The 12,144-nt window shown below is 69.8% G+C and carries 4 protein-coding genes; 1 reads left to right on the top strand and 3 read right to left on the bottom strand.

All coding sequences use genetic code 11. From position 1 onward, the window contains the following. Positions 1 to 23 precede the first annotated feature (23 nt). Complete coding sequence (locus P4826_RS19510) at positions 24 to 3,446, top strand: DUF6519 domain-containing protein (protein WP_317701992.1); 3,423 nt, start codon at positions 24 to 26, stop codon at positions 3,444 to 3,446. A 42-nt stretch (positions 3,447 to 3,488) separates the two neighbouring features. On the opposite strand, the gene P4826_RS19505 is transcribed toward P4826_RS19510, so the two are convergent. The 3 genes from P4826_RS19505 to P4826_RS19495 all read right to left on the bottom strand — a co-directional run bounded on the left by P4826_RS19505 (position 3,489) and on the right by P4826_RS19495 (position 12,131). Further along, the gene (locus P4826_RS19505; protein WP_317701991.1) at positions 3,489 to 4,925 is read right to left on the bottom strand and encodes an efflux transporter outer membrane subunit; all 1,437 of its coding nucleotides are present in this window, start codon (positions 4,923 to 4,925) and stop codon (positions 3,489 to 3,491) included. Positions 4,926 to 4,943: 18 nt separating this feature from the next. After that, on the bottom strand, positions 4,944 to 8,048 hold the full coding sequence (locus tag P4826_RS19500) for an efflux RND transporter permease subunit (RefSeq protein ID WP_317701990.1): 3,105 nt from the start codon (positions 8,046 to 8,048) through the stop codon (positions 4,944 to 4,946). 882 nt (positions 8,049 to 8,930) lie between these two features. After that, positions 8,931 to 12,131 carry an efflux RND transporter permease subunit gene (locus P4826_RS19495; RefSeq protein ID WP_317701989.1) on the bottom strand — a complete coding sequence of 1,067 codons (3,201 nt, stop codon included), beginning with the start codon at positions 12,129 to 12,131 and terminating at the stop codon, positions 8,931 to 8,933. Positions 12,132 to 12,144: the final 13 nt, after the last annotated feature.

The raw sequence follows: 12,144 nt of genomic DNA, 5'->3' as shown, positions 1-12,144 counted from the left end.
CAACAAGGCAAGGAGGTACCACCATGCAAGGCGATCTCTCCCGCGAAACCTTCGACGCGCGCAAGCACTACACGGCAGTGCGGCTGCAGCAGGGCCGCGTGCTCACCGATGCCGACTTCAACGAGCAGGGCGACATCACGCGCCAGCGCCTGGAACATCTGGCGCGCGATGTGATCGGCGCCAGCGGCGGCCCGGCCGAGGGCGCGGGCTTTGCGCTGGCGGGCGGCATGGCCGCCCTGGCCGTACACGCCCAGGATGCCAACAGCATCTGGATTGCCGGCCAGGATGGTGTGCTGCTCGTCAGCAGCAACGGCGGCGGCGCCTGGACTGTGGCCAACACCGGCAGCACGCGCCACCTGCGCGCCCTGGCACGCAGCGGCAGCACCGGCTGGGCCGTGGGTGATGGCGGCACCATCTTGCGCACCAGCAATTCCGGCAGCAGCTGGACCGCCCAGGCCAGCGGCACGCTGCAGGCGCTGCGCGGCGTGGCCTGCACCGACGCCCAGCATGCCTGGGCCGTTGGCGATGGCGGCCTGGCCCTGGCCACGGTCGACGGCGGCGTCACCTGGACGGCGCGCGCCACCGGCGTGGCGCGGCTCCATGCCGTGGCCTTCACCAGCGCACAGAACGGCCTGGCCGTGGGCCAGGGCGGCGCCATCGTGCGCAGCGCCGACGGCGGCCAGACCTGGGCCAAGGTCGGCAGCGGCAGCCAGGCCACGCTGCGTGCCGTGGTCTTGAACGGTGCCCAGGCCCTGGCCGCGGGTGACGGTGGCACCCTGCTCGTGAGCGGCGATGGCGGCGCCACCTGGAGCACGGCGACCAGCGGCAGCACGGCCCGCCTGCGCACCCTGCGCATGCGTGACGCCAACACCGGCTGGGCCGCCGGCGACGGCGGCACGCTGCTGGCCACCGGCAACGGCGGCGCCAGCTGGACGGCGCAGCCCGTGGCAGGCAGCCCGCAACTGGCAGGCCTGTCGGTCGCCGGCACGGCCGACGCCTGGGCCGTGGGCGGCGGCCAGTCCTGGCGCATCGCGGCCACGGGCGCGGGCGCCCCCGCCACGCTGCCCGCGGCCAGCCTGCTGATCAGCGCCGGCTGCTACTTCGTGCAGGGCCAGCATTGCGTCTGGGAGCAGGCCGCATCACTGGCCAACCAGCCCGATGGCGGCGTGGCCCCGCGCCTGGCACCGGGCCAGCACCTGATCTACCTGCGCGCCTGGCAGCGCCACATCAGCGCGCTGGAAGACCCCGCCATACGCGAAGTGGCGCTGGGCGGGCCGGACACGGCCACGCGCGCACGGCAGATGGCCCAGGTGCGCGCCCTGGCACTGCCAGCGCCAAGCAACAACCTTGCCTGGCATTGCAACGCCCCGCTGGATGACTGGAACCAGCTGACTGCGCCCTCCAGCGCCCGACTGGCGGCGCGTGCCGAGCCCGAGCTGGCTGCCACCGGCGTGTGCGACCTGGCCGCCAGCGCCGGCTACCGGCGGCTGGAAAACCAGCTCTATCGGGTGGAGATCCACAGCGTGGACGCCAACACCGGCGCCGCCACCTTCAAGTGGTCGCGCGAAAACGCCTCGGTGGCCTACGCGGTGCAATCCGTCACCCTCGACAGCGCGGCCCAGCAGACCATCGTGCGCGTGGCCGCGCGCGGGCGCGATGCCAACCTGGATCTGTCGCCACACGACCGCGTGGAGTTGCTGGACGATGCCGCCGCACAGCAGCAGCGCGCCGGCCAGCTGTTCGAGTTTCTGCACGACGGCGACGACACGCTGGAGCTGGTGCTCGACGGCCTGCCCCAGGGCAGCCTGGGCCAGGACGCCAGCGGCCACCCGCTGCTGCGGCGCTGGGAGCAGCGCCCCACTGCCGCCGGCCAGCACGCGCTGGCCGTGGTCGAGGGCGGCTGGATTCCCCTGGAAGACGGCGTGCAGGTGCGCTTTGCCCCCGGCGGCAGCTACCGCGTGGGCGACTACTGGCAGATCCCCGCGCGCACGGCCACGGCCGATGTCGAGTGGCCGCTGGACGAGGACGGGGCGCCGCAAGCCTGCCCGCCCGCCGGTGTGCGTGACGGCTGGGCGCGCCTGGGCCTGGTGACGGTGGACGCGGGTGGCCTGATCAGCGCCATCACCGACTGCCGCGAATGGTTCCCGCCACTCACCCAGCTGACGCAGCTGCTCTACGTGGGCGGCGACGGCCAGGAGGCCGCGCCCAACACCACGCTGGCCGAACCGCTGCGCCTGCGCGTGGCACGCGGCGCGCTGCCCCTGGCCGGCAGCCGGGTGCGCTTCACGCTGGAGGCCGGTGGCGGCAGCGTCAACCCCCCCGAGGCCACAACCGATGCGCAGGGCCTGGCACAGTGCAACTGGCAGCTGGGCGGCGCCGGGCCGCAGCGCGTGCGCGCCAACCTGCTCACCAGCGGCGGCGCAGCCGTGCCCGAGCAGACACTGGTGTTTGCCGCCACGGCCCAGGCACCGGCGCAGGCGGGCGGCGGTTGTTGCATCACCATTGGCAAGGGCGGCGACTTTGAGCAGCTGAGCACCGAGCTGCTGATGAAACTGCTGGAGGAACATGGCGGCCAGCTGTGCCTATGCCTGCTGCCCGGCACGCATGAGCTCGCAGACCTGACGGTGAACCAGGTGCCGCCCGGAGCCAGGCTGTCGCTGCACGGCTGTGGCCCCACGGCCATCGTCGCCGTGCACGCACCCATCGCGCTGGGCGGGTTTGCCGCGCTGGAGCTGCGCGACCTGCAGCTGGCCATGGACCCCGGCACCTCGCTGCAACTGACGGGCAACCGCGAACTGGGCCTGCACAGCCTGCGCGTGCGGGGAAAGCAGGATCAGCCCCAGCCCTGGATCGTGGTGGACGGCAGCAGCGAGCTGCGCATGCACCAGTGCGAGGTGGCGGCGGCGGCGCCGGCCTCGGTGGTGCTGCAGAACATCACCGGGCAATGCGAGGTCATGCACTGCGTGATCGCTGGCGACCTGGCGTTCTATGGCATGCCGCCGCCCGACGGCACGGCCTCGGCACCTATCGCAACGGTTCTGGTGAATGCGTTGATCAGCGGCGACTTCCAGGTGCCGGCCGGCCGCGGCCAGCTGGTGCTGGGGCACAACCGGTTGCGCCGCCTGAACCTGGGCGAGGAAATGCTCAAGCAGTTGATACAACGGCAATTCAACGGCCTGTTCCAGACCGTGGTGCTGCAGGGCAATACCTTCAGCAGCGCGCCCAGCCTGTGCGCCGGCGTGCTCCTGACGGTCAACGGCAACCATTTCACAGCCGGCCAGACAGCGGAAAACCTGCATGGCGTGCTGGCGGGCCGCCGCGCGGCCGCCAGCGGCAATGCAAGCGACCTGCTCAATGACAAGATGACGCTGGTGTTCCTGCTCACCAACCGCACCCAGTTCCGTGGCGCGGCCAACCTGATGCCCACGACGCCACCATCGATTTGAAGAAAAATTCGACCGTAGCGCCTGACCGTCAAGCGCTGACAGCTATTGTTTTTGATAGCTTTCGGCGCTCTCCCAGCGCCCGGCCACGTTCTTCAGCAGCGTATTCACCGCCACCAGGCGGCGGCCCTGCACGTCGATCAGGCTGCGCCGGGCGGCCAGCACCGTGGTCTGGGCCGAGAGCACGTTGAGGTAGGCCACGGTGCCCGCGCGATACTGGTTGCTCACTACATCCAGCGCCCTTTGCGCGGCGGCGACGGCCTCGGTCTGTACCTGCTGCTGCTGGGCCAGGCTGGTGGCGGCGGCCAGGTTGTCCTCGACCTCCTGCAGCGCCGTGAGCACGCTCTGGCGGTAGCCGGCCGTGGCCAGATCGAGCGCGGCGCGGGCCGACTCGACCGACGCATCGCGTGCCCCACCGTCAAACAAGGTGGCGGCCAGGGCCGGGCCCAGCGACCAGAACAGCTGCGGCGCACTCACCAGATCTGACAGGCGCGCGCCACGGTAGCCTGCCGCGCCCGACAGGGTGAGTGCCGGAAAGTAGGCCGTCCGGGCCACGCCCAGATCGGCGTTGGCGGCGGCCACGCGGCGCTCGGCGGCGGCGATGTCGGGGCGCCGGCGCAGCAGCTCGGCCGGCAGCTCGGCGGGCACCAGGGGAGGCGCCGGCAGCAGGCCGGTGGCCGGCAGATCGAAGGCCGCGGGCGCCAGGCCCAGCAAGGCGGCCAGGGCGTGCTCCAGCTGGGCGCGGCTGGTGCCGGCCTCAATCAGCTGGGCCTGGGTGCTTTTGTACTGGGCCTCGGCCTGGGCCACGTCGGCGCTGGAGGCCACGCCTGCGCGCTCACGGTTGCGCGTGAGCTGCCAGCTTTGCTCGTAGGCGGCCAGGCTCTCCTGCAGCAGCCGCTGCTGGGCCTCGGCGGTGCGCAGCGCGAAATAGGCTTGCGCCAGGCTGGCCTGCAGCGACAGGTGCGCCGCCGCCAGGTCGGCGCCGCTGGCCTGGGCCTGCGCCTGGCTGGCATCCACCGCGCCCGACAGGCGGCCCCACAGATCCAGCTCCCAGCTGGCGTTCAGCCCCAGGCTGTAGCTGTTGTTGGTGCCGCCGCCCGAGCCCGTCGCGCTGCGCGCACGCGTGGCCGTGCCGCTGGCGCCCAGGCTGGGCAGCAGGCCGGCGCGGCTGCCCGCCACGGCCGCCTGGGCGGCGCGCAGCCGTGCCACGGCCTGGGCGATGCCGGGATTCGCGCTCGCGGCCTGCTGCTGCAGGCGGTCGAGATCCGGGTCGGCATACAGACGCCACCACGCCTCGGGTGCCGGTGCGTCCTGTGGCTGCACCGGGCGCCAGATGCCGGCATCCTGCGCGGCTGCCGTGGCCTGCTTGAACTGCGCGGGCAGCGCTATCGCCGGGCGCTGGTAGGGCGGCGCGCTGGCGCAGCCAGCCAATAGGGTCAGGGCGATAGGAAGGCTAATAATTAATACTTGTGATAGCTGCATGCGCTTGTCCTGTAAGCGTTAGAGCCCTGTTTGATTCAAAACCGCTGCACCACCCCCGCGCCGCGCCCGCAGGCGCCGGCGCAGGCGCTCCAGCAGCACATAGACCACGGGCGTGGTGTAGAGCGTGAGCAGCTGGCTCACCAGCAGGCCGCCGACGATGGCAATGCCCAGCGGCTGGCGCAGCTCGGCGCCCACGCCGTGGCCCAGGGCCAGCGGCAGCGCGCCGAAGATGGCAGCCACGGTGGTCATCAAGATGTGGCGCAGGCGCAGGTGGCAGGCGCGGTAGATGGCCTGCACGGGGGTGCCGCGGCCGCTTTTCTGCCGCGCCAGCGCAAAGTCGATCATCAGGATGGCGTTCTTCTTCACGATGCCGATGAGCAACAGCACGCCGATCAGCGCGATCAGCGAGAACTCGGTCTTGAACAGCATCAGCGCCAGCAGCGCCCCGACGCCGGCCGAGGGCAGCGTGGAGAGGATGGTGATGGGGTGCACCAGGTCTTCATACAGCATGCCCAGCACCAGGTAGATGGTGACGATGGCCGCCAGTATCAGCAGCGGCTGGCCCGCCAGCGCCTGCTGAAAGGCCCCGGCCGTGCCGCTGAAACTGCCGCGCACCGACACCGGCACGCCCAGGCCGGCCACGGCGTCGCGTATGGCGTCGTTGGCCTGCGACAGCGACACACCCGGGGCCAGGCTGTAACCGATGGTGCTGGCCGGCGTGCCGCCCTGGTGGTTGACCGACAGCGGCGTGGTGCCGCGCGCGATGCGCGCAAAGGCCGTCAGCGGCACCTGCCGGCCGTCCTTGTTGACGAAGAAGAAGCCGGCGAGCGTCTGCGGGCTTTGCAGGTAGCGCGGCGCGGCCTCCATCACCACACGGTACTGATTCAAGGGGTTGAAGATCACGCCCACCTGGCGCTGGCCGAAGGCGTCGTTCAAGGTGGCGTCGATCTGCGCCACCGTCAGGCCCAGGCGCGTGGCGGCGTCGCGGTCTATCTCCAGCAGGGTCTGCTGGCCGAAGTCCTGCACGTCGCTGTTCACGTCCTCCAGCTCCGGCAGGCGCGCCAGCGCCTGGCGCACGCGCGGCTCCCAGGTGCGCAGGTCGGCGATGTCGTCGGCCTGCAGCGTGTAGTCGTACGACGCGCTGCTTTGCCGCCCGCCTATGCGTATGTCCTTTTGCGTCATCATGAACAGGCGCGCGCCGGGCTCGTTGCGCAGCTTGTCGCGCAGGCGGGCGATGACCTGATCCGACGAGGCCTGGCGCTGCGCCATGGGCTTGAGCGTCATGAACATGCTGGCCGCGTTGCGCTGGCCGCCGCCGGTAAAGCCGGTGACATATTCCACCGCCGGGTCTTCCTGCACGATGGCCAGAAAGCGCTTCAGGCGCTGTTCCATGGCCTGGTAGGACGTGGCCTGGTCGGCGCGTATGAAACCCATGATGCGGCCCGTGTCCTGGTCCGGCATGAAGCCCTTGTCTATGGACCGGTACAGGTGCACGTTCAGCGCCACCACGCCCGCCAGCGCCAGCAGCACCAGCGGCTGGTGGCGCAGGCCCCAGGCCAGGCTGCGGCGGTAGCCGCGCTGCACGGCCGCGCCCAGGTGCGCGGCCCGGCGTGCCCAGGCGCCCGGCGCAGCCCGGCCCGGCGCGGGCGCGCGCAGCAGGGCCGCGCACATCATGGGCGTGGTGGTCAGCGACACCAGCATGGACAGCAAAATGGCCGCGGACATGACCACCGCGAACTCGCGAAAGAAGCGCCCGACGATGCCGCCCATGAACAATATGGGCACGAACACCGCTATCAGCGACAGGCTCATCGAGACCACGGTAAAGCCGATCTCGCGCGCGCCGTCGAGTGCCGCCTGCAGGGCCGTCTTGCCGCGCTCCATGTGGCGCATGACGTTCTCCAGCACCACGATGGCGTCGTCCACCACAAAGCCGGTGGCCACCGTCAGCGCCATCAGCGACAGGTTGTCCAGCGTATAGCCCGCCAGGTACATCACGCCAAAGGTGCCGGCCAGCGACGCCGGCACAGCCACGGCCGGAATCAGCGTGGCGCGCAGCCGGCGCAAAAACAAGAACACCACCAGGATCACCAGCGCCACGGCAATCAGCAGCGCGCGCTGCACCTCGTCCACCGAGGCGCGCAGCGTGGGCGTGCGGTCCGACACCACGGTGATGTCGATCGCCGCCGGTATCGAGGCCTGCAGCTGCGGCAGCAGCGCGCGCACGCGCTCCACCGCGTCCAAAATGTTGGCGCCCGGCTGCTTGTAGATCTGCAGCAATATGGCCGGCTGGCCGTTGGCCACGCCGTAGTTGCGCACGTCCTGCACCGAGTCGGTGACCCGCGCCACGTCCGCCAGGCGCACGGCGCCGCCATTGCGCCAGGCCAGCACCAGCGGCGCGTAGTCGGCCGCCGCGCGCGCCTGGTCGTTGGTGGCCACCTGCCAGTACTGGCCGCCCCGCTCCAGAGCGCCCAGCGGCCGGTTGGCGTTGGTGCTGGTGATGGCGCCGCGCACCTGCTCCAGCGAGATGCCGCTGGCCGCGAGCCGCACCGGATCGAGCTCGACACGCACCGCCGGCAGCGCCCCGCCGCTGACCACCGCCTGGCCCACGCCCTCGACCTGCGAGAGCTTTTGCGCCAGCACCGTCGAGGCCGCGTCGTACATCTGCCCGCGCGTGAGGCTGGCGGAGGTGAGCGCCAGGATCATGATGGGCGCGTCCGCCGGGTTCACCTTGCGGTAGGTCGGGCTGCTGGGCATGCCGGTGGGCAGCAGCGTGCGCGCGGCGTTGATGGCGGCCTGCACGTCGTGCGCGGCGCTGTCCACGGTGCGCGACAGGTCGAACTGCAGCGTGATGCGCGTGTTGCCCAGGCTGGAGCTGGAGGTGATCTCGTTCACCCCGGCTATCGCGCCCAGTGAGCGTTCCAGCGGCGTCGCCACCGTGGCGGCCATGGTGTCGGGGCTGGCGCCGGGCAGACTGGCGCTGACCGAGATCGTCGGATAGTCCACCTGCGGCAGCGGCGCCACCGGCAGCAAAAAATACGACACCGCCCCGGCCAGCGCCAGGCCCAGGGTCAGCAGCATGGTGGCGATGGGGCGGTGGATGAAGGGGGTGGACAGGCTCATGCCACACCTCCCGCGCCCTTAATTGGGGTCAGATTCCAATTAACTACCCGCTTACACCTGTTTGGAAACCTAATTGGGGTCAACCTAATTGGGGTCAGACTCCAATTAATTTTGGCATCCAGCGCTTGCTGGTAGGTCGCTGGTAGCTCTTCTTTTTGATGTTGCTGGCCGGGATATGCGCCCGGCGGCGCACTCACTTTCTTTTGCTTCGCCAAAAGAAAGTAAGCAAAGAAAAGGCGACCCCAAGTCTGCGACCCCTTCGCTGCGCTACGGGGCAAACCTGGGTCGGGGCGCTTGCGGGGTGTGCCGCAGAACTCACTGCGCGCCTGCGGCGCTCCGTTCATACAACCGCGGCAAGCTAGAGGACGATGCATGCGCGCTTCGACGCGCATGCCCACCCCGCAAGCGCCCCGCCCCAGGCGCAGCCCCAGGGGGTTGAACAGCCCGAGACGGGCCATCGCTGCGCTCGGCCCCGCGCGGGGCGCGCCTTTTGCCGGGCCGAGCGCAGCGATGGCCCGTGTCGTCCCCACTCCCTTCTGGCCGTGCCGAGGAGCGCAGGGCGCGGGGCGGGCATGCGCGTCGCAGCGCGCATGCTTTGTGGACTGACTTGCCGCAGTTGTTTGAACGAAGCGCGCAGCGCGCAGTGAGTTCTGCGGCACGCCCCGTGACCGAGCACCGCAGGTTGCCCGGAGCGAAGCGCAAGGACACGGACAGCAGGGTCGCCTTTCTTTTGGGTACTTTTCTTTGGCGAAGCAAAGAAAAGTACCTCGCCTGCCGGGGCGAGACCCGGCCAGCAACAAGCAAGCAACCAGCCAGGATTTAATTGGAATCTGACCCCAATTAGAAATAAAGATAGCGCCTGACGCTTGATACACAAGCGCTTCATGCATTTTTTACCCCAAAACCCCGCCACCTCTGCGCCCAGCCTTCAAAGGTCAGGTAAATCACCGGCGTGGTGAACAGCGTCAGCAACTGGCTCAGCAGCAGCCCCCCCACCATGGTCACACCCAGCGGGTGGCGCAGTTCGCTGCCCACGCCCTGGCCCAGCATCAGCGGCAAGGCGCCGAGCAGGGCCGCCAGAGTCGTCATCAAAATGGGCCGAAAGCGCAGCAGGCAGGCCTGGAAGATGGCCTCGCGCGCGCTCAGGCCCTGCTCGCGCTGCGCCTCCAGGGCGAAGTCGATCATCATGATGGCGTTCTTCTTCACGATGCCGATCAGCAGCACGATGCCGATGATGGCGATGATGTCCAGCTCCAGCCCCGCCACCATCAGCGCCAGCAGCGCCCCCACTGCCGCCGAGGGCAGCGTGGACAAAATGGTCACCGGGTGGATGGTGCTCTCATACAGCACGCCGAGCACGATGTACATGGTGATCACCGCCGCCAGAATCAGCAGCAGCGTGTTGGACAAGGACGCCTGGAACGCCAGCGCCGCGCCCTGGAACTGCGCCTCCACCGCCAGCGGCAGCTCGCCGGCGTCCCGCGCGGCCTGCAGTTGGCCCTGCACCGCCTTGACGGCGTGGCCCAGGGCCACGCCGGGCGCGGTGTTGAAGGAGATGGTGGCCGCGGGCAGTTGCCCCACATGGCTGACGGCCAGGGCCATGCTGCGCTCGCTGACCTGGGCGATGGAGGACAGCGGCACCGGCGCGCCACTGGTCGAGGCCACATGGATGGCCTGCAGCGCCTCGGGCCCCAGCTTGAACTGCGGCGCCACCTCCAGCACCACGCGGTATTGGTTCGACTGCGTGAAGATGGTCGAGATCAGCCGCTGGCCGAAGGCGTTGTACAGCGCCTGGTCCACCGCCGCCACCGTCACGCCCAGGCGGCTGGCCTGGGCGCGGTCTATCTCCACATAGGCCTGGCGGCCCAGGTTCTGCTGGTCGCTGCCCACGTCGGTCAGCTCGGGCAGGGCGCGCATGCGCTCGACCAGGGCCGCGCTGCTGCGCGCCAGCTGCGCCATGTCGGGCGATGACAGCAGCAGCTGGTACTGGGTGCGCGCCGCGCGCTCCTCTATCGTCAGATCCTGCACCGGCTGGGCAAACAGCCGTATGCCGGGCAGGCCGCGGCTGTCGTCCGACAGGCGGCGCAGCACGGTGGCGGCGTCGTCGCGCTCGCCGTGGGGCTTCAGGTCGATGAGCAGGCGGCCGGTGTTCAGCGTGGTGTTGCTGCCATCCACGCCGATGAAGGAGGAAATGCTCTGCACCGCCGGGTCGCGCAGCAGGCGCTCGACCAGTGCCTGCTGGCGTTCGGCCATGGCGGCGAACGAGATCGACTGGTCGGCCTCGGTGGTGGCCTGCAGCGTGCCCGTGTCCTGCGTCGGGAAGAAGCCCTTGGGCACCGCCAGGTACAGCAGCGCGGTGATGGCCAGCGTGGCCAGAAACACGCCCCAGGTCAGGCCGCGACGGTCCAGCACCCAAGCCAGCAGCCGGCCGTACCCGGCGATCATGCCGTCCAGAAAACGCCCGGTGGCGTGGTACAGGCGGCCACGGGCCTGCTCCGGGTCATGCCTGAGCAGGCGCGCGCACAGCATGGGCGTGAGCGTCAACGAGACCACGGCCGATATCAGTATGGCCACGGCCATGGTGATGGCGAACTCCCGGAACAGCCGCCCCACCACGTCGCCCATGAAGAGCAGCGGAATCAGCACCGCCACCAGCGAGATGGTCAGCGAGATGATGGTGAAGCCTATCTGTTTGGCGCCCTGGAGTGCAGCCTCCAAGGGGGTGATGTGGGGTGCTGGCGTGTTCTGGCTATGGCCGGACGCTTGCGCGTCCTTCACGGGGCCTTCGGCCCCATGAGCCTGCACCGAAACATTGCCCGGCATCTCCAGATGCCGGGCAATGTTTTCGATCATGACAATCGCGTCATCGACCACAAAGCCGGTGGAGATGGTCAGCGCCATCAGCGTCAGGTTGTTGATCGAGAACCCCGCCAGATGCATCACGCCAAAGGTGCCCACCAGCGACAGCGGCACGGCAAAGCTGGGGATCAGCGTGGCCGATGCCGAGCGCAGAAAGACGAAGATCACCGCCACCACCAGGGCGATGGCCAGCATCAGCTCGGTCTGCATGTCGCGCACCGAGGCGCGTATGGTCACGGTGCGGTCGGTCAGCACCTGCACGTCCAGCGACGCCGGCAGCGATTCTTTCAGCTGCGGCAGCAGCGCCTGGATGCGGTCCACCGTGGCGATGACGTTGGCGCCGGGCTGGCGCTTGATGTTCAGGATGACGCCGGCGCGCGCGCCAGTGTCCGGCGTGGCGGCCCAGGCGGCCAGGCGGGTGTTCTCGGCATCGTCCACGGTGGCGGCCACGTCGGCCAGGCGCACCGGGTTGCCGTTCTTGAAGGCGATGATCAGCTGGCGGTACTCGGCGGCGGACTGCAGCTGGTCGTTGGCATCTATGGTGGAGGCGCGCTCGGGCCCGTCAAAGCCGCCCTTGGCGGCCTTCACGTTGGCCGCGGCGATTGAACTGCGCAGGTCCTCCAGCGTCAGCCCCAGGCCGGCCAGCGCCGTGGGGTTGGCCTGTATGCGCACGGCCGGGCGGCGCCCGCCACCTATGGCCACCAGGCCCACGCCCTGGACCTGCGACAGCCTGGGCGCCAGGCGGTTTTCCACCAGGTCGTTCACGCGTATCACCGGCAGCGTGGGCGAGGTGATGGCCAGCGTCAGGATGGGCGCGTCGGCCGGGTTCACCTTGCTATACAAGGGCGGCATCGGCAGGTCATTGGGCAGCAGCGACGTGGCGGCGTTGATGGCGGCCTGCACCTGCTGCTCGGCCACGTCCATCGACATATCGAGCGCAAAGCGCAGCGTGATCACCGAAGCGCCGCCCGAGCTGGTGGACGACATCTGCGCCAGGCCCGGCATCTGGCCGAGCTGGCGCTCCAGCGGCGCGGTGACGTTGGAGGTCATCACATCCGGGCTGGCCCCGGGGTAGAGCGTGGTCACCTGGATGCTGGGGTAGTCCACCTCGGGCAGGGCCGATATCGGCAGCTGGCGCCAGGCCAGCAGGCCGGCGATCAGGATGGCCACCATCAGCAGCGAGGTGGCGATCGGCCGCAGGATGAACAGGCGCGACAGGTTCATGGCAGGGCGCTGC

The organism is Diaphorobacter limosus (assembly GCF_033100095.1).
In the GTDB taxonomy this organism is placed as follows: Bacteria; Pseudomonadota; Gammaproteobacteria; order Burkholderiales; family Burkholderiaceae_C; genus Alicycliphilus; species Alicycliphilus limosus.
This window is presented reverse-complemented; position numbering and strand designations above follow the sequence as displayed.

Coding starts and splice junctions, on each gene's coding strand:
- P4826_RS19505 (WP_317701991.1), bottom strand. CDS start 4,925: ATGCAGCTATCACAAGTATTAATTATTAGCCTTCCTATCGCCCTGACC.
- P4826_RS19495 (WP_317701989.1), bottom strand. CDS start 12,131: ATGAACCTGTCGCGCCTGTTCATCCTGCGGCCGATCGCCACCTCGCTG.
- P4826_RS19500 (WP_317701990.1), bottom strand. CDS start 8,048: ATGAGCCTGTCCACCCCCTTCATCCACCGCCCCATCGCCACCATGCTG.
- P4826_RS19510 (WP_317701992.1), top strand. CDS start 24: ATGCAAGGCGATCTCTCCCGCGAAACCTTCGACGCGCGCAAGCACTAC.